Source organism: Rickettsia lanei (assembly GCF_056242675.1).
Map to the genome: position 1 here is coordinate 254,515 of NZ_CP172233.1, position 23,810 is coordinate 278,324.

Consider the following 23,810-nt stretch of genomic DNA (forward strand, 5'->3'; position numbering starts at 1 on the left):
CCAATTTTTCAAATTTAAATTCAGGTTATTTGTGTTTAGTGGTTTACGAAAATTTGACAAAGATATATATAATTATAATGCTCCTAATTTTATACCTATAGCATGTCATTATAATGAAAATACTTTACTTACCAAAGACGGTAAATTACTACAAATTATCAAAATACACGGCATTACCTCAGAGAAAATAAGCGATAACATACAAAATTTACGTGAAATGGTTAGAGTTTCTATAAAAAAGAATATAACCGATTATGATTTTGCTTTTTGGCTACATACAATACGAGAAAAACAAAACTTAGACGATTCAACTCCTTACAAAAAATTATTACCGGCAAATATTCATACCTTATGGCAAAGAAAAAACCATTGGAATGATAAATTCGTTAATACTTTATATATATCTATAGTACATGATTCTGCTAAAGTTAACATCACAAATTTTAACTCTTTAATAAATTCTTTATCTAATAAATTAATTACTGATTTTGAAAATAACTACTTAGATTCAGCTTTTCAAAAATTAGACAATATCACTAATAATATTTTAAATGATTTAAACGAATTCGGTGCTGAAAAACTCGGTATAATATTTGAAAATGATAATGTTTTTTCTAATCCTTTATTTTTATATAATCGCATAGCTAACCTTAATAATAATGATTGTTTGGTACCTATAATAGATTTATCCGATGCAATAGGTAGAAGTATTTATACAATTAGCAGCGATAAAATGGTAGTTACGGATCATGAGAAAAATAATAAATTCGTTTCTTTACTATCTATAAAAGAATATCATGAAACTCCTTCTAATACACTGGATAAATTTTTACAGTTACCGATTGAATTAATAATAACTGAAATATTTTACTTTGTTAGCAAAAAACAAGTAATATCCAAATTGCGTGGTCAAGATTATATTCTAAAAATTACTAACGACTCAACTTTACTTAATCACAAAGGGATTAATAAGCTTAAGGCAGCTAATTTAGATTTTCAATTTTGTAATCAGCAAATTTCAATTGCCGTTATAGAAGAAGATGAAAATAAACTAGATGCAGCCGTAGCTAAAGCATCAACCGAACTTTTTAAACTTGGTATTATTCATGTAAAAGAAGATATTAATATTGAGCCAATATTTTGGTCGCAATTACCTGCTAACTTTGCCTTTATACGTAGAATGTCGCCATTATCCGTAGAGCATATTGCTTCTCTTACCGCTCTTCATAATACTACACTCGGTAATCAATATAATCCTTGGGGTAAGGCTATAACTTTACTGCGAACCGAGAAAGGTACTCCATATTTCATGAATTTTCATGATAAAACGAATAAAGGTAATACTTGCATCTTTGGTACGGGGAAAACCGGCAAAACCGTATTATTGAACTTTTTAATATCAGAATCGACTAAATACGATCCAACAATAATTTATATCTCTAATAATAATGATTCTAAAATTTTTATCGAGGCAATAGAAGGCAAATGGTTAGAACCGGACAAACAAATTATCAATCCATTTTTAGTAGATGATACAGAAAAATCACAAGCATTTATTTTAGAATTTTTAAAATTAATCAGTGGTCATTATATTTCACCTCTTAGCGACATAGAGATATCCTTTCTAGAGAAATTAAAAAATAAAATTTTATCAATTGAAAAAGAAAAACGTATTTTTTCCGATATTTTAAAATTAGAAGATTTTAAGGAGGAAGGAGGAATACAAATACTTGATAAACTTAAAGTTTTTACCGAAGAACAATTATATTCCGGATTATTTGACGGATCGTCTCTTAACATTGAAGAAGGGAAAGTTATAGGGTTTAATTTATATAAACTTTCTGATGAGCCGTTTTCTAAACAATTTTACCCGACAGAGAGAAAATTTTTAGAACAATTTAATAATAATTTAAAGAAACACCAAAGTATTAGTGCAGCAGTAATTTATGCTTTTACTTATCATTTAAGTCTAGTTGGCACAAAACCTAAAATATTTGCTGCCGATAATTTTGATCAACTTTACAGACCTGAGATTTATTATGATAATATAAATTTAATCTATAATAATTTGTCTCAAAATAACGGTATTTTCGTCAGTAATTTCAATTTTATTTATCTTAAGTCATATCCAAAATATACTATAAAACCTTGGCTTGATTTAATTAATACTAAAATTATTCTACCGTCTGACGTTAAAATAGAAGATTTAGATAAAATTTTAGGTTTAAGCAAGCCGGAAATACGAAAATTATCACAGCTAATACTTTCTACAAGAATGTTCTTAATTAGTAAGGATAATGAATCGATAGCTTCTGAATTAAGTATTGCTGCTTTAATAGGAGTTGTCCGTATTTTATCAAGCAGACAGGAGGAAATGGATATTTATAAAAAAATACTTGAACAACACCAAGGTCCTCCGGATAATTGGGTTAATTACCTATATAATGAGTTAAATACGGACTAATATTGCACTCTGTCATCCCGTGATTTATTATGGGATCCAAAAAAAATTAAAAAGGACTGGATCCCGCTACAAGCTCGTGGGATGACAATAATTTATTATGAACTATAAAAACAACGAGCATAAAGAATACTCAAAGTGTTAAAAAAATATTTACTATTTTTCTTATTTTCATTTTTCTCATTTAATGTATATGCATCTATTTGGGATGATATAGTCACGTGTCTTAGCGATCCATGTAATTGCGGTCAAAGTGAGAGAACGGAAATTTGGAATAAGGATGGAGGCATCAATGCAAAGCCAAGAGGACCTTTTAAACCAGACACATTATGTCCTCCTTGGAATAAAAGCGACGGTCGCAATAATGATACTTGTTTATTAAAATTTGATTACCCAGGTATATTTATCGGTTTTTTACTCAATAGATGTGCAGAAGAAGCTCCTGATAGTAGTTACTTTACTCCAAAAATTCGTATTAGAATTCAAAGCTGTAATGCCATAGCTTGTTGGCACCAAAACTCTACTTTAAATTGGGATGGAGAATGTGTAGTATGGCCTACAGGTTACGGTATACCTCTAACTAGAGTCTGTGCTAGAGTTGCCGTACCGGATATGCCTCCACCTCCCGGGATAAATGCCCCACCTTCCCCTGCAGATCCAGGTTATACCGATGGAGTACATCTCAATAAAGTCGGTTATACAGAAACTGATAATAAGATAATCGGTATAGACGGAAAAATAATTACTTTAAAACCTCCTAAACTTTGTGCTTATAGCGATCCTGGACTTGTTAACCTTGTTTCAGATTCCGGTGTACATCTTGATCCGATGGACTGGAATCCTAACCGTCAACCTCTTCATCACACTAACGAACTTAGCCCTATTGCAAAAGTATTAAAATTTTTAGTTGAAACGATAAAAGGAGTAAGTTTACCAAGTTTATTAGGGCAGCTTCTTGGTATGATAGATCAAAATTCAGAATTTATAAAAGTACTTCAATCAATACTTAATGCAATAGGAGAGATTTTTAATTTTTTTCCTACTTTAATAATAAAAATTATTGAAGCACTTGGGTCATTAAACGGTTCTGTAGATAGCTATTCTTTTGGTTGTGTACAATTACCTTTAGGGCCTTTTCCACCACCATATTGTCCAAATTTAGATTATATTACCACTAATGCGAGTGCTCATAATGTATGTAGCATAAAAGATGCAAGCGGCCAGTTTGACCAATCTTCTACTAATCCGGCTTGTGTAGTGCCATCTAATATTAATGTTAAAAACAATATTGTTAATAATACCATACGTGTTAGCTTTAGCAATCTTGTTCCGCTTTGCACGAGTTCTCGCTCTGACCTCAAAACTTGTGTAGAACCACGTAATATAGATTTTTCTTCAGCAAAAATTACTCATACTAATACGGCTTTTAAAGATTTAATTAAATCGTGTAAGAATACTTCAGGCAACACTCCATGTATTAATACAGAAATTGCTACGCCATGTAGTGTTACGGCTAACGGTTGTAATGAAGGGTTTAGAATAGTATATTCGCAGAAAATTGGAAATGTAGAAACACCCAGCGATTACTACATAAGCGATATACCGGACTGTCCAAGTTCTAATTCCACTACCTGTCAAAAAGTGTGGGGAGTTAATATCGGCGAATTTAAGGATGTAAGCGTAAAATTTCCTAAGGTACAAAAGCAAGATACAACTAGCTTAATGCCTATAAAGACAGATGTCATCTTAAAAGACAACAAAGGTAAAGATAGAAAGCTTTATGTCTCTATTAGTAATACCGAAGACGATAAGCAAAATCCTAATAATATTTGCTTATTTGAGTCCGGTAATTTAATAGATTGTGTACCGCGAGTAAATCATTCTTACAGCTTAGCTGCTTATGAATGTGCAAAGCAATATGCCGGAATTACCTGTACTAATAATAGCAATCCCAACGATGCTTATTATAAACCACAATTCATTGCGTCAGTACAAGTAAGAGAAGGCGACAATATCATAGATGAAACAAGCACTCTTGTAACGCCGTTAGCATACGCCGGACCTCCACCTCCCAACCCCACTGACACAGAAAGCATAGTAATGCTTGCCGGTTATAAGTATAGTTCTTCCGTTGCGTTTATACCTAAAGATCCAAAGGAAGATCAATATATTGCTATGCCGTTTTCAGGAGAGAATGCTCTCAATCAGTTGACTATTCACGGTAAATATAAAGACGATAAAGCACCTTATGATAGTAATGGAAATCCTGACTCAAGTGCGGTATATTTAAAATATTTAGAATATATAAACGGTAAATATATCCAAGGTGGAACGCATGCCTGCTTGATGCCGAAAAATTTCCAACATTGTACCCCTATGCTGCGTCCTACTTTACCTGATGGATCACCTATGCCCGGTTACAATCATGACTCAACAAATTGTGTACTTGCTAAACTCCACAACAACGATACTATAAATTGTAAAGATTTTAAAAAAAAATATAACGTTAAATATCCAAATCTTAGCTTATGTAAAAAAGATATAGATCTAAAGCGCTGTACTCTAGAAGAAACAGTGTCAGGTCCAGGAAGAGGTATTACAATTTATACTTGCAATATAAATAAGATTCCGAGTAAATGCTATACCAATAACGATAAGGCTAATACTCCAATATGTGTTTTAAGTAGGAATTATACAGATAGAATCGAGCCGAAACCTAACATAGGACCAATATTAGTACCGGTAGATCCTTCAAAATATTATACAGTGACATATACAAAAGGAGATAACAATACTCCTCCTGAGCCGACATATAACGCTGAGACTGAGGATGTAAGAGATAAAACTTGGCAAGAGCTAAATCTTTGTGTTCCTATATTAGTACCTACTTGTGCTAAAATTCCTAGCACAGAGAAAGCTCCTTCCGGTAACAATCACGGTAATGCAGAATGGCCTGAAAGCGATATAGGAGAACTTGCAAAAGGAAAATGCCCGACGAATTGGAGACCTATTGATCCTAATAAACCTTTAGAACGCCATTGTTTATCATATTTTGATAGAAAGGTTGTCGAGTTTGAACCTTTAGGCCACAATGTCGGCTGTAGAAAATTTAAAGGATTCCCCATAAAAGTTGATTATAACGACTTTCCATCAGACCAATTACTTGAGACCCCTTATAATCCGGCAACTAAAATAGGTGACTATATCTTCAACAAAAAACCGGTACCACATGGGAGCATTATGGCATTTCCAAAGGATGGAGCACTTATAGCTGCAACAAATGAACCGGACAATACAATATTGCATACTGTAGAATTCAAATTAACTTTAGATGCAATAATGGACGATATTGAGTATTTTGCAGTAAAAGATTTATGGTATAATGATTGCACATTAATATATGTCAACGGCACAAAGTTACTTAGCTTCCCTACTAACATTGATTCTCTAGATGAAAAAAGGTACTGTAACAATGGAAATGACCAAGATCAAACATTACAAGCTAAAAATTTACCGATTGATATAAAGCGTTATTTAAAACCAGGAGAAAATACTATAAGATTCCAGCTAAGAGTTATGTTTGAGGGAGGACTATATTTCCACATGCAATATAAAATGAAGAGATAAATAAATGAGTTGGATTATTTTTTATACGGTAATCGCTACTTTACTGATTCTCGATTTGGGAATAATACAAAAAAAAAATACCATAATGAGCTTTAAAGAAAGCGTACTTTTTAGTTTTTTCTATATTGTAATAGCTTGTTTATTCGGTATCTATGTTTACTATAATACGGGGGCAGATCATGCTCGTGAATATTATACTTGCTTTCTCATTGAGAAAGCTATGTCACTTGATAATATTTTTGTTATCTCTATTATTTTCCAATTTTTTAAAATTCCCTGGCAATATCAACATCGTGTTTTATTTTTTGGTATAATAGGCGTAATAATATTCAGAGCCGTAATGATTTACGGCGGTATTATTCTTATAAATAAATTTGCCTGGTTATTATATATTTTTGCCGTAATACTTATTGCTACAGGTATAAAAACTTTCTATGTATCACATAAAACTTTTGATATACAGAATTCTTATATTTACAAGTCAATAATAAAAAATCTAAATATTACCCCTAACCTTGAAGGGGATACATTTGTTGTTAAACGTAATAACAAACTATATTGCACCCCCCTTTTTATATCTCTAGTACTGATAGAAGCAATAGATTTAGTCTTTGCTATAGATAGTATACCGGCAATATTCGCAATTACTAATGATGTTTATATAATTTATACTTCAAATATTTTTGCTATTTTAGGCCTTAGAGCGTTATTCTTTTGTTTAGCAGAAATTGTAGAACGTTTCAGTTATATAAAATATTCTCTGGCTTTAATTTTAATATTTATCAGCTTTAAAATATTTATTCATCATTATATAGCGATTCCGGAATATGTTGCGTTCACTGTGAATATTACTTTATTACTATTTGGTATAATTGCTTCCATAATTAGGAAAAATATGATTGACCATTAATAAAGGGGGTATATAATATTTTTTTATTTTTTAAGCAATTATAATGACTCAATTACTAAAATTATTTTTTATTACTATCATCATTTTTAATAACATTGCTTTCGCAAAAGAAACAGGGTTCTATATAGGAGTAGAAGGCGGAATAATTGAACCGGTCGTTAGTAAATTCCGACATAAACACTCAAATACCGAAATAATTTTAAAAAAATCAAGTATGTATAGTGGAAAAATAGGCTATATAATATATCCACAGATAGCTATTGAATTCTCAGCAACTTATCAACCTAAATATAGTCTGCATTACGTATTACCTCAGCAAAATTTAAGTAATGGTCTCACTATTCCTAAAACCCCAGGTAATACTACCGTATTATCAAATATATATATGCTAAATCTTATTTATGATTTAGAAAAAATCAAAACTTTCACACCTTTTGTAATACTTGGAGGTGGAATAGCACAAGTAAAAGTTAAGCCTACCTCTTCTAGGTGGAGTGTTATAAATAGCGATTATTTTAAAGTAAGAAAAACTCATAAAAATTGTGTTGCTTGGCAAGCAGGTCTTGGAATTTCACAAGATGTAACTTCAAATTTAAGTATTGATGCAACTGCAAAATTACAAACAGCATATAGAGTAAGAATTAATTATGATACGCTTGATATGAAAACGGGGCAATTCGTGCCAACAAATCCTATCAAAAAAACTATAGCCGTTGGAGAATTTGGCATAGGATTTACTTATAGATTGCCATTTTAATAATTCTGTGAAATATTTATATGAAAGCTACAATGTCATCATCCCGTGGGATGACACGAATAATTCAACTATATAAGGGAAAAATATGTCTCCAAAAGCTACTAACTCTTCTTCTACCCCTAACGGTCATGATAAGATGGCACAAAAAACACATTCCGCACAATCCGTTGTTAACGGTGCGGTTTCAGATCATAACACTTATGATGAAATACCTTATGAAAGCTACCCATATGCTCTTACAAATCCTTATCACTTAAGTACACTTGCAACTCTTTTCGGTGTAAATGCTCCTGAAGTCGAGAATGCAAAAATATTAGAGCTTGGTTGTGCAGCAGGCGGTAATTTAATACCACATGCAGTTCTTTATCCAAAAGCTTATTTTGTTGGGGTTGATTTGTCTAAGGTACAAATTGACGAAGCAAATAAAAATGTTAAAGCGCTAGGATTAAAAAATATAGAGTTCCATCATTGTTCGATAACTGATATTAACGATTCTTTCGGTAAGTTTGATTATATAATTTGCCATGGTGTAATTTCTTGGGTACCAAAAACCGTTAGAGATAAAATTTTTGAAGTTTGTAATAAAAATCTTAGTCCAAACGGAATAGCATATATTAGCTATAATACCCTCCCTGGCTGGAATATGGTCCGTACTATTAGAGATATGATGATGTATCATTCTAGCTCATTTGCAAATGTACGGGATAGAATAGCTCAATCTAGATTGTTACTAGAATTTGTTAAGGATAGCTTAGAAAACTCTAAAACTCCTTATGCAGAAGCATTAAAAACCGAAGCAGGGCTACTTGCTAAACAAACCGATCATTATTTACGTCATGATCATCTAGAAGAAGAAAATGCTCAATTCTACTTCCATGAATTTATGAATGAAGCAAGAAAGCACAATTTACAATATTTAGCCGATTGTAATCTTTCGACTATGTATCTCGGTAATATGCCGCCGAAAGTAGTAGAGCAGTTAAAAGCGGTAAACGATATAGTTAGAACCGAACAATATATGGATTTCATTACGAATCGTCGTTTTAGAACCACTTTACTATGTCATAGTAATGTGAAAATTAATAGAAATATTAACAATGATGATATAACGAAATTTAATATAATCTTTAATATAGTGCCTGAAAAACCACTCAAAGAAGTAGATCTTAATAATGCTTCCGAAAATTTAAAATTCTTCTTAAACGGCAATCAAGACTCTAACTTAACAACTAGTTCGCCTTATATGAAAGCTATTTTATACACTTTCAGCGAAAATCTAAATAACCCGTTAAGCTTTGAGCAAATAACCACTGAAGCTAATAAAAAGCTACATAATACTAAATTAAACGAAATCAAAGCTGAGCTTTTAAATAATGCAATGAAGCTAGTACTACAAGGTTATATTAGTATTACAAATCAGAAGCATCGAAATAACCCTGAGCTTGATAAGCCTAAAACAACAAAAATGGTGATACATCAAGCAACCCATACACCTTCTATGTGGGTTACAAATTTAAAACATGAACCGATCGGCGTTAATTTCTTTGAGAAGTTTGCACTTAGATATATGGATGGTAAACATGATAAAAAAGCAATCATTGAGGCTGTACTTGGTCATGTAGAAAAAGGCGAGCTAACTTTAAGTAAAGAAGGTCAAAAAGTAGAAAACAAGGAAGAAATACGCAAAGAACTAGAAAGCTTATTTATTCCGATGATCAAGAAATTTTCTTCTAATGCTTTGTTGGTGTAGCCAATTTGCACTCTGTCATACCGTGGTCTTGCCACGGTATCCATGATACTAAACAAAAATTATTTATTGATTCTCCTACGCCAATGGCGTATAATTATTATGAGTAAAAAACTGATTTCAGTTGTTGAGCTTCCAGAGTTTCAAAAATTCGCTAAGAATAATTTAAATGAAAAAGAATGCTTTAAAATAATACATTACATTGCTGCTAATCCTGACCAAGGTGATATAATAAAAGGCACTGGAGGTATAAGAAGAAAGTTATGATTTACTTTAAGTAGTAATAATAAAGGTAAAAGTGGCAGTATAAGAATAATTTATTTTTACTACAATGAAAATATGTCGGTATTTTTAATAACCGGTTTTATAAAAAGTAAGATGGAAAATATTACTCATAATAGTTGTAATGAATTAAAAAAACTAACTGAAGAATTGGAAAATTATATGTCGGACACAGCAAAAATAAATAATAAAAATACTAATCAAACCGACAAAAGTATATTAATTGGCATGCAAGAGGCTGTTTTATACACTAAAGGAAAATTAAAAGCAAATAAACATGATATAAAATTATCTAATATAGACGTGCATGAAGCAAGAGATAAGTTAAAATTAACACAACAACAATTTGCTACAACATTTGGAGTGAGTGTTGCAACTTTAAGAAACTGGGAACAAGGCAGAAGATTACCTACCGGAGCTGCAAAATTACTTCTTAAGATTATTGAGAAAGAACCTAATATTGTAAAACGAGTTTTACGAGGATAAAATAGAGATAAGACACAACCTATATAAACACCATGCCTATATTTTTTTATTTATTTGCAACATTAATAACTCTCAGTAGCGTATGCGTTGTCTTAAGCAAAAATTCCGTATATTCGGTATTATGGTTAATTTTTGCATTTATCAACGGTGCAGGGCTTATGATTTTGCTTGGAGCAGAATTTTTAGCTATGATGCTGATAGTGATTTATGTTGGAGCTATAGCAGTATTATTCTTATTTGTGATAATGATGCTAGATATGCATTTTAATAAGACAATAACGCAGCTAAAAGCAAATCTAGCTTTAAGTATTTTAATAGCTTTGATTATGTTTGCCGATTTAGTAATAATTATTTTACTTGGTACTAAAAATATTAATTTCAACTCCAATGTATCGTTTACCATAACAAATAATATCTCAAATACTAAAGCAATAGGAGGCGTACTCTACACAGACTTTATGCTACCGTTTCAAATGGCGGGCCTTATATTATTTGTCGCTATGATTGCATGTATTACGTTAACACTAAAGAAGCGTGAGGGAGTAAAACGTCAAGATATATCAAAACAACTACGTCACAATAAAGAAAATACCGTATTAATGACAAAGCCTATTCTAAATAAAGGTGTTGAGAATATTAAATATGAATGAATATATTTCGCTTAATCATTATTTAATCTTAAGCAGCTTAGTTTTTACTATCGGAATGTTTGGATTATTTATGCATCGCAAAAATATTATCAATATATTAATGTCTATTGAGTTAATGCTGCTTGCAGTTAACATAAATTTTGTTGCATTTTCCGTATATATGCAAGAATTATCGGGACAAATTTTTAGTATTATAATCTTAACCGTAGCAGCTGCCGAAACCTCAATCGGGCTTGCAATATTACTAATATATTTCCGTAATAAAGGCTCCATTGAAATTACCGACATTAATCAGATGTGGGGATAATGATGTATCAAAATATTTGCATAATGATCATCATGTTACCGCTTGCATCTAGCATAATAAACGGGTTATTCGTAAGGGTAATAGACAAAAAATTAGCGCAAGTAATTGCAACCGGCTTTTTATCTTTATCTGCCTTATTCTCATTAATAATATTTTGCGATGCAGGCTTAGATGGGAATATAATCCATATTAAATTATTATCATGGATTGAGGTTGGAAATTTTAAAGTAAATTGGTCGATTTATATCGATCAGCTAACTAGCATAATGTTTATAACCGTAACATGGGTGTCAAGCATCGTGCATATCTACTCGCTTGGCTATATGGCCGAAGATAAGGGGATTATACGCTTCTTGTCTTTTCTTTCTTTATTCACTTTTTTTATGTTAATGCTAGTATCTAGCGATAATTTCTTACAGTTATTTTTCGGTTGGGAGGGCGTCGGCATTTGCTCATATTTACTAATAGGTTTTTGGTATTCAAAAGAATCAGCTAATAAAGCAGCGATTAAAGCTTTTATAATAAATAGAGCCAGCGATTTTGCTTTTATCTTAGGCATAATGACGATTATTGTTTATTGTGGCTCAGCAAATTACAAAGATGTATTGTCATCTGCAGAATTATTATCTAATATAAAAATATTTTTACATTTTTCCATTCTAGACATTATTTGTTTATTATTATTCATCGGTTGTATGGGTAAATCTGCACAGATCGGTTTACATGTATGGCTTCCTGATGCGATGGAAGGACCGACTCCGGTATCTGCACTTATTCATGCAGCAACCATGGTAACGGCAGGAGTATTCTTAGTAGCACGCTGCTCGTATTTATTTGAATATAGCCCTTTAATTCTACAATTTATTACGATTATCGGCGGTGTTACTTGTCTTTTTGCTGCAAGCATTGCTATTATGCACAGCGATATCAAGAAGATTATTGCTTACTCAACTTGCAGTCAGCTTGGTTATATGTTCATGGCGTGCGGAGTATCTGCCTATAATAGCGGAATATTTCACTTAGTAACTCATGCCTTTTTTAAGGCCTTATTATTCTTATCAGCCGGCAGCGTAATACATGCCGTTCACGAGCAGGATATTTTTAAAATGGGTGATTTAAGAAATAAAATGCCGGTAACTTATGGCAACTTCTTAATCGGCTCACTTGCACTAATAGGGATTTATCCTTTGGCAGGATTTTACTCTAAAGACTCGATTTTAGAAGCGGCTTATAGTAGCGGCTCGTTTATGTTTATTTTTGGAATAGCAGCAGCAATACTTACCGCTATTTATTCAATGAAGATTATTATGTTGGTATTTCATGGCAAAACTAAGCTAGAAAAAGATGTTTTTGAGCATGCTCACGAACCGGCTAAAGTAATGAATAATCCACTTATATTACTTGTCGCCGGGAGCTTTTTTAGCGGTATGATCGGCTATTATTTACTTGCTATGGACAAACCAAACGGTTATTTCCATGCAAGCCTATTTAATTTACATATTTATAAATTACTAATTAGCCACCCGCCTTTATATATTAAGCTACTACCTATGGCAGTCGGTATAGTGGGGATTGTTACTGGGATTTACTTATATAAGTCAAGTACTGTTATGTCATTCCCGCAAACGCGGAAATCCAGTAAAAATATTAAAAACGCCTGGATCCTGCGGTCAAGCCGCGGGATGACACCCCTTGTATTAATTTCCAACATATTACGCAATAAATATTACTTCGATGAAATATATAATTGCTTAATTGTGAAACCTATTAACTGTTTAGCTTCTTTATTTTATCTTGGCGATCAGCAAATAATCGATCGTTTTGGACCAAACGGTTTTTCACGAGTCGTTAATTACTTTAGCGTTCTTACCGGCAAAATACAAACAGGATATGTTTCTAATTATGCTTTGTATATAGTATCATTTATTGTTGTAACAATTAGTTATTTTGTTTGGAAAAACATAATGTACTGATGTTATTTGCGTTAAAAACTAAAACCGTCATTGCGAGCGAACGTAAAGAGCGTGGCAATCTCATGAAATAATAACAAATTCCTGAGATTGCTTTGTCAATTACTTCGTAATTTGCTTCGCCATGACGGACAAAAACTCATAAAATCTTAAAGAATGTTAGAATTACCTATTATATCTATCAGTATTTTTCTGCCGCTAATAAGCGTGCTATATATTTTGCTGTTTATTAGTCAAAGTAAAAAAGCAGATAAACCGATATATGTAATGTATGTTGCAGTGCTTAGTTCTGTTTTAACATTCATCTCAACTATCTATATTTTAATAGAGTTTGACTGCTCAAACCCCGCTTATCAATTTGTTGAACGCTACGCTTGGCTTGATAAGATCGGGCTTGAATTCCATGTAGGCGTTGACGGTATATCAATATTTTTTGTGGTTCTAACTTCTTTTCTTACTCTTATTTGTATAATTGGAAGCTTATTTACCGTTAAAAAATATATTAAAGAATACTTGGTATGTTTTTTATTAATGGAATCTTTTTGTATAGGGGCATTTACCTCGGTAAATTTACTATTATTTTATCTGTTTTTTGAAGCAATATTAGTGCCGATGTATATTATTATCGGCGTATGGGGTGGCAAGAATAGAATATATGCGGCTCTTAAATTCTTCTTATACACGTTCTTTGGTTCTGTATTTTTCCTACTTTCATTAATTTATATTTATAGCAAAATACATAGCTTTGATTTAACCTATATCTTTCAGCTTACCGATAATATTCCATTATTTGCTCAGCAAATTTTATGGTGGGCTATCTTTATTGCTTTTGCCGTTAAAATCCCTATTATTCCTTTTCATACTTGGCTACCCGATACACACGTACAAGCTCCAACCAGCGGCTCGGTTATTCTTGCCGGTATTTTGCTAAAACTCGGCGGTTACGGTTTTTTAAGAGTATTACTACCTCTATGTCCGAGTGTATCACAAGAATTTGCAATTTATGTACTTTACCTTAGCGTTATTGCTATAATATATGCATCACTCGTTGCGCTTGCTCAAAAAGATATGAAGAAGATGATAGCATATTCATCTATTGCACATATGGGATATGTTACGATAGGTATTTTTAGCTTTACTAAAGCTGGAGTTAGCGGAGCAATATTTCAGATGCTTAGCCACGGTGTGATTTCTTCATGTCTATTCTTAATAGTCGGTACTTTGTACGAAAGATTACATACAAAAGAAATAGCTAAATATGGTGGTGTAGCAAGTAAAATGCCGGTGCTTGCCGCATTTTTTATGATTGCAATGCTCGGCTCTGTCGGGTTACCCGGAACTAGTGGATTTATTGGAGAATTTTTAAGCCTGCTTGGGATTTATAAGGTGAATGTAGTAGCAACCTTTATAGCAGCTCTCGGTATAATCTTCGGGGCGGTTTATATGCTGAAATTATACAAAGAAGTAATGCTCGGTGAAATTACCAATAAAGAAATTATGCATTTCAGAGATTTATATAAATACGAAATAATCTCAATAGCTCCTTTAATATTATTAATTATTTACTTTGGTCTAATGCCGAGTTCTATTTTAAATGTATTTAGCTTATCGGTGGAAAATTTGCTGGTAAAATTTTAATTGCTTACAAAAAATATAAATGCTACTCTAATTATAAAACTTAAAAGTGAGATTTAAAATAGCAAAAGAAACTAAAAAAATAAACCATGAGTTAAATAACGCAACTAAAAAACTAGGTCAAGAAGCTAATAAGGTAACAGGCATAGATATAAGTCATGTGGTAAATCCTGATGCATCAGATCATAAAGAAGCTTGAAGAGATGCTCGTGAGAAATTTGGAATTGGTCATAATAATCAACAATATAATACAGAATTAACGGACTACATCAGAAGAGCATCATGAAAATTAAATTTATTAAAAAGCAACAGATGTCATACCGTGGCTTGACCACGATATCTAGTAACATTATTAGTATTTTGAATTGCTTTTATATGGAATACCGTGGTCAAGCTACGGTATGACAAGGACATGCTATCACTTCATCAATTACAATTTAAAAACTTATTTGATCTCAATATTACTTTTCTTCCTTCTTCTATAACATATATAAAAGGAGCTAACGGTTGTGGGAAAAGCTCGTTGCTAAGAATGATAGCAGGAATTATGCAACCGAGTAGCGGTAATATCTACTATAGAAACTTTAATATTAACAATATCGCTAAACTTTACTGCACTCATATCGGTCATAATTTAGGTCTAAAATCAGAAATGACTGTTTTTGAGAATCTAAAATTTTGGTCAGAAATTTATAATTCCACTGCAACCCTATATGCTGCTATTCATTACTTCAAATTACACGACTTATTAGATAAAAAATGCTATAGTTTGTCTAGCGGAATGCAGAAAATCGTAGCCATAGCAAGGCTTATTGCTTGCCAATCTGACTTATGGCTACTTGATGAAGTTGAAACTAATTTAAGCAAAGAAAATAGGGCTTTACTCAATAATCTAATTGTCCTGAAAGCAAATAGCGGCGGTATTGTTCTTCTATCCTCTCATCTAGAAAGCTCTATAAAATCTGCACAGATATTACGGCTTGATTAATTATTATTGTTTTGCGTATTTTTATAAATCTCCCAATGTACAATAAAAAATATAAGGCTAACTATAATCCAAATTGAACAATTAATTATTATACTTACAGCATGTGTTTTAGTAACTTTATATATTATTCTTATAACTAATTCTCTTGTCTTCTAGCTCTTTTGGAGGCTTTTAATTGTATAAATCCTTATCATATGATTTTAGCTTTAAATATTGCTCATTAGTACTATATATTTTATGAGTTTCTCTTATTCCAGTAGGAATATAGTTTTTTAGTTTTTATAATTAAGAGAATAAAAGTCAAAAACAAGAAAAGCAATACTTAAATTACAAAGGTTTATGCAATCTCGAATGCAAGGTTCGAATTTTCATGATATATTTTTTTAATTTAACTTTTTTGAAATGAACCTATTAACAAAATCACAATAGCATAATATACGTATATATTCCGAATAAATGAAGAGTAATTAAACGAGTATATTACCTATACTCGTAATCTTTGTGTAGTTTACTAGCGAGTGCCTGTTCCCATCTATCGCCATTTTGCAGTAATCTTTCCTTATCGTAAATAAGTGCGGTATGAGTTAGACTTGCAAACTCAAAATTAGGACCTTCAACTATTGCATCTACAGGGCAAGCTTCCTGACATAATCCGCAATAAATACATTTTGTCATATCTATATCATAACGAGTAGTACGCCTGCTGCCGTCTTCTCGTTCGTCCGCTTCAATTACTATCGCTTGTGCCGGACAAATCGCCTCACAGAGTTTGCACGCAATGCAGCGTTCTTCACCGTTTTCATAGCGACGCAGGGCATGTTCACCCTTAAATCTTGGACTAATAGGGCTTTTTTCATAAGGATAATTTATGGTAACTTTGGGCTTAAAGAAATACTTTAAAGTCAAAGCCATCCCCCTTACTATCTCATATAGAAAAAACGATTTTAAATAGTTTATCATAAAAATTATATATTAAAGATCGATGTATTTCTGCGGGGCATCACCCGCATGGATACCGAGTTGTCATTGCGAGCAGCCGTAGGCTGCGTGGCAATCTCGTCAAATATCCTGAGATTGCTTCGTCAATTACTTAGTAATTTCCTCGCAATGACGGGTAAACCGATCAAGCAACAATGACAATAACACCTAAATACTCGGTAAATTATCTGTATAAACAAGCACACTTGATACTAACACTACCCAAAATAAAGTTAGAGGTAAAAATACTTTCCAGCCAAGTCGCATTAATTGATCATAGCGATATCTTGGTAAGGTCGCTCTAATCCATAAAAAACAAAACAATAAGAATCCGACCTTAAATACAAACCAAAAAAACCCCGGAATACAATCTAACCACAATATATTAAAGGGCGGCAAGTAACCTCCTAAAAAGAAAGTCGTAGTCATTGCACTAACTAATATCATATTAGCATATTCACCTAGAAAAAATAAAGCAAATCCCATAGAGGAATATTCAACATTATAGCCAGCAACTAACTCCGATTCTGCTTCAGGTAAATCAAAAGGTAATCTATTTGTTTCGGCAAGCACTGAGATAAAAAACACGACACCCATAGGTAGTAGCATTAAATCAATCCACCACGGTATTGTTCTTTGTGCTTCAATGATCTCACTTAAATTGAGAGTACCGGTAGTAAGTAGCACGGTAATAATAACCAGCCCCATCGACACTTCATAAGAAATCATTTGGGCAGAGGAACGTATAGCTCCTAAAAAAGCATATTTTGAGTTACTAGCCCAGCCAGCAATAATAATGCCGTAAACACTTAAAGAAGAAATAGCAAGAATATATAAAACACCTACATTAATATCTGCCAGAACTACACCCTTTGCAAAGGGTATCACTGCCCAGCCGCTTAAACTTAATATAAAAGTTATCATCGGTGCTAAAATAAATAATATTTTATCGGCATTGGTTGGAATGATCGGCTCTTTGAATAAGAGCTTAACCGCATCGGCAATAGGCTGAAGTAATCCAAACGGACCGACAACGTTAGGTCCTCGTCGAAGCTGCATTAATCCAATAACACGACGCTCTGCATATGTTAAATACGCAACGCACAATATTAAAGGGATAGTAATTGCAACTACCTTTAGAGCGATGATAATTAACGGAAAAATATATTCAAAAAAGAGTTCTAGCATGATTGTACTCTTATTATATCATTCCCGCAAAAGTGAAAATCCAGAAAATAATTTACAAAAAAAGAGCTGGATTCCTGCTTTTGCAGGAATGACATACGGGGTGAGAATAGCATATTTTTCATCATGCCGCCTCCTTGTCTCTTGCTTCCTTAGCCTCAACGCACTTAGCCATAGTGACCGAATTTTTACTAATCACGTCAGTCATATAATAATTAATAGGTTCTGCAGTTATAGGCTCTTTTGATAACTTATCTTTAGAGCTAAACTTACTAAATTTATTTTCTATAATTCTATCAATACTAGCAAATACCTTATATTCTTTAGCAAGTCTTACTCTTACTTCTTGCAAATTATCCATTCCGATATCTATTTTTAGATAACCGGCAAGCTCTTTAATAATTGCTATATCTTCTTTAGCTACCCCTACAGGCGATACTGCTTTTTCTGCTATTTGCGGTCTACCTTCTAAATTTACGTAAATTCCACTCTGCTCGGTATAAGCAGCCGCAGGTAAAATTACATCAGCACTGCTAGCACCTGCGTCCCCGTGATGTCCTTGATATATTATAAAGGTCGATTTCAGCTTATTAAATGGGATGGCGTCCGTTCCAAGTAAATAAGCGAGTTCCAACTCTTCGAGCTTAATAGAAGTATTAAAACCAATATCAAGACCGCCAACTATAGAAGCGTGATTATGCAATATATTAAAACCTTTCCAATCATCACGCATAATATTATATTCAGTCACTATCTTATGAATAAGCGACAATATAGCATATCCGTCATCTCTTGCATATACACCGTCACCTACTATAATCATCAGATATTTTGCTGCTTTTAAGACTTTCGTAAACTCATGAGTACCAATAGCTAGCCCCTCAATAATCTTAATATCACTTCCTAAATCCTGAATTTTATAGGTTTGGTTATGCCCCCCACCTATTCTTGCTACTTTTAGTGAGTCGGCACGTACTCGCATACCTATTCTACTATTTAATACTGGAGCTATTTGCCTTGGATTTGCTCCGATTAGCAAACATAAATCAGCCTTTTCTATCCCTGCAATAGTAGTATTAAATAAATAATTGCCTCGCTGCATGGTATCTAGTTTATAGTCAAACTGATTAACGCTGTAATTATTAGAGCCAAGCTTTTGCAATAATGTTTTTAACATAAACATTGATTCGACAGAAGAGAGAGAACCAGCAATAGCAGCAATCTTTTCTGGTTTTACGGATTTTATTTTATCCGCTACTGTCTTTAAAGCTTCACTCCAGCTAGCTTCTACTAACTTACCGTTTTTTCTGATATAAGGACGATCCAAGCGCTGATATTTTAAACCATCATAACTAAAACGATTCTTATCCGAAAGCCACTCTTCATTTATTTCTTCATTAACACGAGGTAATATCCTCATTACCTCATCGCCTCTACTATCAATACGAATATTAGAGCCTTCGGCATCATGCACTCCAATGCTAGCGGTATGTTTTAGTTCCCATTTACGAGCTTTAAAAGCATAAGGCTTAGAGTTCAAAGCACCGACGGGACAAATATCGATCATATTACCGGAAATTTCGGAATCTAAAGTTTGCTCTAAATATGAAGTTACTTCAATGTGTTCTCCACGGTGAATAGCTCCCATTTCCTCTATTCCCGCTATATCGCTTGCAAATCTAATACATCTTGTGCATTGTATGCATCTAGTCATCGCTGTTTTAATCAACGGTCCCATATATTTATCTTTAATAGATCTCTTATTTTCGTGGAATCTATTAGTACCTTTGCCGTATCTGAAAGCCTGATCCTGTAAATTACACTCTCCACCCTGATCACAAATAGGACAATCTAAAGGATGGTTAATCAGTAAAAACTCCATCACCCCTTCACGTGCTTTTTTTACCATCGGCGTATCGGTATGAATAACCATACCGTTACTTACCGGCATAGCACAAGAAGCTATAGGCTTTGGTGATTTTTCCATTTCAACCAAGCACATACGGCAATTACCAGCAATTTTTAGACGCTCATGATAACAAAAATGAGGGATTTCTTTTCCTGCTTGTGTACAGGCTTGATAAACGGTGCTACCTTCTGATACTTCTATTTCAGAACCGTCTACGTTCAGCTTTATCATTTTTATTTTATCCAATAAGTCATAGGGTTTGGGTATGCTTTGTCTTCTATCATATATTTAAAACCGATGGCAACACGAAGTATATACCAAACAGCGAGTATAACGTATAGTACTACTCCAATCATGATAAACGTAAATATAAAACATACAATCCACCCAAGAACCCCAAGGCAAAAAGTACGAAATAAAAACACGTAATGACTAATTGCAAAGTTATCGCCTTTATCTTTGTTAAGATATGCAAAAAATACCCCGATTAATGGCAATATCGGAGCTACGATCCCGCATAAATATAATATATATACCACAATTAAATTTTTCTTACCGCTCTCGGTATATTCTTTAAGATGCTTGTCCATATTTTTACCTCTTTATGTCGTTCCCATGTGGCGTTGTTGCATGGCTATCTGAATTGTCATTGCGAGCAGCCGTAGACTGCGTGGCAATCTCATAAAATAATAACAAACTCCCAATATTACGCACGTACAATTGCTACGCAATTTCCTCGCAATGACGATACCAGCAAACTACCCCTTTAAACTCTCTACCACAAAATGCATAATACTGCCGTGCTTTATATAATTTATCTCATTATCCGTAAATATTTGCAATATTAAATCGATTGTTCTTATTGCACCGGTTTGTTTTTTTATCACGCATTTAACAGGATGATAAGAGCTTATATTCTTGCTTAAGCCTGTAATGTCAATAGTTTCTGAACCGTCTAACTTTAAATCTAATCTTGTATTATTGCCGGTAAAAGTTAGCGGTAAAATACCCATACCTACTAAATTTGAGCGATGTATTCGCTCAAAGCTCTCGGCAATCACTGCCTTTACACCAAGCAAACCAGGTCCTTTTGCTGCCCAGTCTCTAGATGAGCCGCTGCCATATTCTTTACCTGCAAAAATCACTACCGATACATCATGAGCTTTGTAGTCCATAGCTGCATCGTAGATAGTTTGCTGCGTGCCGTTTAACTGGTTTATGGTAAACCCGCCTTCTATACCTTCACACATCTCATTTTTTATACGAATATTAGCAAATGTGCCACGCATCATTACTTCATGATTTCCTCTACGTGATCCGTAAGAGTTGAAATCTAGAGGCTCTATATGATGGTCCGTTAAATATTTAGCAGCAGGGCTGGTTTTACTAATACTACCTGCCGGCGAAATATGATCGGTAGTAATAGAATCACCGAGAATTGCTAGAATTTTTGCAGATTTTATATCGTGTATATTATTCTTGCTGCCTATATCCTTAAAATAAGGCGGATGATTAATATAGGTACTATTCTTATTCCAGTTATAAGTAGCACTATTAGTAACCTGTAAATCTTTCCACTCTGTCGTTCCGCTAAATATATCAGAATATTTTTCTATAAACATAGAGGAATTAATTGAATTTGCAATAACTTCATCTATCTCTTCTTTGCTTGGCCAAAGATCTTTTAAATAAATATTTTCTCCTATGGGCATATTTGTTAGATCTATATTAAGAGTACCGCTAAGTGCATATGCTACGACTAAAATAGGCGAGCCGAGATAGCTTGCTTTAGTAAGCGGATTAATTCGCCCTTCAAAATTCCTATTACCAGATAAAACAGAAGCAACAACTAACCCGTTTTTGTTAATAGTTTCCTCTATTTCTGGATTTAGAGGTCCGGAATTACCGATGCAAGTAGTGCAGCCGTAACCTACTAGATTAAACCCTAATTCATCTAAATATTTATCAAGACCACTAAGCTTCAAATATTCCGTTACGACTTTTGAACCAGGAGCAAGAGAAGTTTTAACCCAAGGTTTTACCTTTAACCCGTGTTCTAGTGCTTTTTTAGCAAGAAGTGCTGCACCAATCATAACCGCAGGATTAGAAGTATTAGTACAGCTAGTAATTGCTGCAATTACCACATCGCCGTTACCAATTTCGTAATTCTGATTTGCTACGGCATATTTTTTATCAATGTCTTTATTTTCTAAAGCAAAATTCGGTAATTCATATTTAAAATTACTTGCTACATCATTTAAGTTTACTCGATCTTGCGGACGTTTTGGACCGGCAAGTGAACTATGTACCATAGATAAATCTAGCTCTAAAACCTCAGTATATTCTACCGCATGTTCAAAATCATACCAAAGATTCTGCTCGGTTGCGTATTGCTCTACTAATCTGATTTGCGTTTTTTCTCTACCTGTTAGCTCTAGATATTTTATAGTTTCTTGATCAATCGGGAAAAAGCCGCAAGTAGCACCGTATTCAGGCGACATATTAGAAATAGTAGCACGATCGGCAATCATTAGGTTTTTAAGACCCTCACCGAAAAACTCGACAAATTTACCTACTACTTTCTTTTTCCGCAACATCTCGGTAATGGTTAAAACTAAATCGGTTGCGGTAGCTATACCTGTTAATTTTCCTGTTAGTTTTACCCCAATTACCTCCGGCAGAATCATAGTAAGAGGTTGACCTAGCATGGCAGCTTCTGCCTCTATTCCGCCGACTCCCCAACCAAGCACCGATAAACCGTTTACCATAGTTGTATGGCTATCCGTTCCAACTAAACTATCAGGATAAAGGGTGCCGTCTTTATGCCACACGACTTTTGCTAAATATTCTAAATTTACCTGATGACAAATACCCGTACCCGGCGGCACTACTTTAAAATTATTAAATGCTTGCTGCCCCCATTTAAGAAATGCATAACGCTCTATATTACGTTTCATTTCCATTTGAACATTTTTATTGAATGAATCCTTAGCTGCATAAGAATCAACGCTTACGGAATGGTCTATTACCAAATCAACAGGAATAAGCGGGTTAATTTTTAATGGATCACCTCCTATTTTCTGCATCGCATCACGCATAGCCGCCAAATCTACAATAGCAGGCACACCAGTAAAGTCCTGCATCAAAACTCTTGCCGGCATAAAATCTATTTCCGCATCAGATTTTTTAGTTTTTAGCCATTCTTTAAATAAAAGTAAGCTTTGCTTTGAACCATTAGAACGTAATACATTCTCAAATAATACTCTTAAACTATATGGAAGCTTTTTTAAGGGAAGATCTACATCGCTTGCCGCTTTATTTATATCGTAAATTTTGTATGAAGTATTATCAACTGATAACTCTTGTATATATTCTGAATTATGTACTTCTGACATTTGTTTCTCACTTGATTATGTGGAATAAACATCGTCATTGCGAGCAGCCGTAGAACTGCTTGGCAATCTCAGGAAGTTTGACAAGATTGCCGCATCACTTCTCGCTCCTCGCAATGACGGAAAAAAGCCTTGCCATGACATTAAAATAACCTTATCCCAAAACGTAGATTTTTCAAACAAATTAATGTTGATCTGATAAAGTTTTTTGAAGATCGAGAAGCTTAGTTGCTATTTCCGCTTCACTTAAATTCGTAACGTTAATAGCCGTTTCCGTAGCTATATTAATATAATTTGCCGTTACTTCGGTTACACCGCCGGAAATAAGATAAGTGTTTTCGGATTTATGCATATCATCTATATAAACCTGCACTAAACCGGCTTTTAAACTAACAATCATCGGAACGTGACTCGGCAGCACTCCAAACATACCCTCCTCACCCGACATTGTTACTATTTTTGCTTGCTTTTCCAATGCAATACTTAAGGGAGTAATTATTTTGACTAGAATTGTTGCGTTCATAGA

19 protein-coding genes are annotated in these 23,810 nt (G+C 33.5%); 13 read left to right on the plus strand and 6 right to left on the minus strand.

Translation table 11 applies throughout. The features are described 5' to 3' along the window. The first annotated feature begins 31 nt into the window (after positions 1-31). From ACHBLB_RS01580 to ccmA, 13 genes are all read left to right on the plus strand, one after another. Entirely contained in the window at positions 32-2,464 is a 2,433-nt protein-coding gene (locus ACHBLB_RS01580) for a VirB4 family type IV secretion/conjugal transfer ATPase (RefSeq protein ID WP_475842148.1), read from the plus strand. Between the two features lie 135 nt (positions 2,465-2,599). Further along, on the plus strand, positions 2,600-6,088 hold the full coding sequence (locus ACHBLB_RS01585) for a hypothetical protein (RefSeq protein ID WP_475842150.1): 3,489 nt from the start codon (positions 2,600-2,602) through the stop codon (positions 6,086-6,088). Between the two features lie 4 nt (positions 6,089-6,092). Then, complete coding sequence (locus ACHBLB_RS01590) at positions 6,093-6,998, plus strand: TerC/Alx family metal homeostasis membrane protein (protein WP_475842152.1); 906 nt, start codon at positions 6,093-6,095, stop codon at positions 6,996-6,998. Positions 6,999-7,041: 43 nt separating this feature from the next. Beyond that, the gene (locus ACHBLB_RS01595; RefSeq protein ID WP_475842154.1) at positions 7,042-7,755 is read left to right on the plus strand and encodes an outer membrane protein; all 714 of its coding nucleotides are present in this window, start codon (positions 7,042-7,044) and stop codon (positions 7,753-7,755) included. Between the two features lie 85 nt (positions 7,756-7,840). Further along, the gene (locus ACHBLB_RS01600; protein WP_475842155.1) at positions 7,841-9,505 is read left to right on the plus strand and encodes a methyltransferase regulatory domain-containing protein; all 1,665 of its coding nucleotides are present in this window, start codon (positions 7,841-7,843) and stop codon (positions 9,503-9,505) included. A gap of 42 nt (positions 9,506-9,547) precedes the next feature. Then, positions 9,548-9,769 carry a hypothetical protein gene (locus tag ACHBLB_RS01605; RefSeq protein WP_041472364.1) on the plus strand — a complete coding sequence of 74 codons (222 nt, stop codon included), beginning with the start codon at positions 9,548-9,550 and terminating at the stop codon, positions 9,767-9,769. A 72-nt stretch (positions 9,770-9,841) separates the two neighbouring features. After that, a complete protein-coding gene (locus tag ACHBLB_RS01610; RefSeq protein ID WP_475842157.1) occupies positions 9,842-10,270 on the plus strand; it encodes a helix-turn-helix domain-containing protein in 429 nt (142 codons plus the stop codon). Between the two features lie 32 nt (positions 10,271-10,302). Next, positions 10,303-10,920, plus strand: a complete 618-nt coding sequence (locus ACHBLB_RS01615) for an NADH-quinone oxidoreductase subunit J (protein ID WP_475842159.1) — start codon at positions 10,303-10,305, stop codon at positions 10,918-10,920. Continuing rightward, complete coding sequence (gene nuoK, locus ACHBLB_RS01620) at positions 10,913-11,227, plus strand: NADH-quinone oxidoreductase subunit NuoK (RefSeq protein ID WP_012151334.1); 315 nt, start codon at positions 10,913-10,915, stop codon at positions 11,225-11,227. The genes ACHBLB_RS01615 and nuoK overlap by 8 nt, the downstream gene beginning before the upstream one ends. Continuing rightward, positions 11,227-13,200 (plus strand): NADH-quinone oxidoreductase subunit L, encoded by a 1,974-nt coding sequence (nuoL, locus tag ACHBLB_RS01625; RefSeq protein WP_475842161.1) that lies wholly within the window; start codon positions 11,227-11,229, stop codon positions 13,198-13,200. The genes nuoK and nuoL overlap by 1 nt, the downstream gene beginning before the upstream one ends. 153 nt (positions 13,201-13,353) lie before the next feature. Next, positions 13,354-14,835 carry an NADH-quinone oxidoreductase subunit M gene (locus ACHBLB_RS01630; protein ID WP_475842163.1) on the plus strand — a complete coding sequence of 494 codons (1,482 nt, stop codon included), beginning with the start codon at positions 13,354-13,356 and terminating at the stop codon, positions 14,833-14,835. Between the two features lie 46 nt (positions 14,836-14,881). After that, positions 14,882-15,031: a hypothetical protein gene (locus ACHBLB_RS01635; protein WP_475842165.1), complete on the plus strand. Its 150-nt coding sequence runs from the start codon at positions 14,882-14,884 to the stop codon at positions 15,029-15,031. 213 nt (positions 15,032-15,244) lie between these two features. Next, entirely contained in the window at positions 15,245-15,820 is a 576-nt protein-coding gene (ccmA, locus tag ACHBLB_RS01640; RefSeq protein WP_475842166.1) for a heme ABC exporter ATP-binding protein CcmA, read from the plus strand. Between the two features lie 480 nt (positions 15,821-16,300). Here ccmA and nuoI read toward each other — a convergent pair whose 3' ends face one another. The 6 genes from nuoI to ACHBLB_RS01670 form a co-directional block, all read right to left on the minus strand. Continuing rightward, a complete protein-coding gene (gene nuoI, locus ACHBLB_RS01645; RefSeq protein WP_012736832.1) occupies positions 16,301-16,780 on the minus strand; it encodes an NADH-quinone oxidoreductase subunit NuoI in 480 nt (159 codons plus the stop codon). 186 nt (positions 16,781-16,966) lie between these two features. Next, positions 16,967-17,986, minus strand: coding sequence for an NADH-quinone oxidoreductase subunit NuoH (gene nuoH, locus ACHBLB_RS01650; protein ID WP_475842168.1), 1,020 nt, complete (start codon positions 17,984-17,986; stop codon positions 16,967-16,969). A 121-nt stretch (positions 17,987-18,107) separates the two neighbouring features. Beyond that, positions 18,108-20,123, minus strand: coding sequence for an NADH-quinone oxidoreductase subunit NuoG (nuoG, locus tag ACHBLB_RS01655; protein WP_475842170.1), 2,016 nt, complete (start codon positions 20,121-20,123; stop codon positions 18,108-18,110). A 2-nt stretch (positions 20,124-20,125) separates the two neighbouring features. Beyond that, positions 20,126-20,482 carry a DUF4870 family protein gene (locus ACHBLB_RS01660; protein ID WP_004997331.1) on the minus strand — a complete coding sequence of 119 codons (357 nt, stop codon included), beginning with the start codon at positions 20,480-20,482 and terminating at the stop codon, positions 20,126-20,128. Positions 20,483-20,650: 168 nt separating this feature from the next. Then, entirely contained in the window at positions 20,651-23,287 is a 2,637-nt protein-coding gene (acnA, locus tag ACHBLB_RS01665; RefSeq protein ID WP_475842172.1) for an aconitate hydratase AcnA, read from the minus strand. Positions 23,288-23,468: 181 nt separating this feature from the next. Further along, on the minus strand, positions 23,469-23,807 hold the full coding sequence (locus tag ACHBLB_RS01670) for a F0F1 ATP synthase subunit epsilon (RefSeq protein WP_012151342.1): 339 nt from the start codon (positions 23,805-23,807) through the stop codon (positions 23,469-23,471). Positions 23,808-23,810 lie beyond the last annotated feature (3 nt).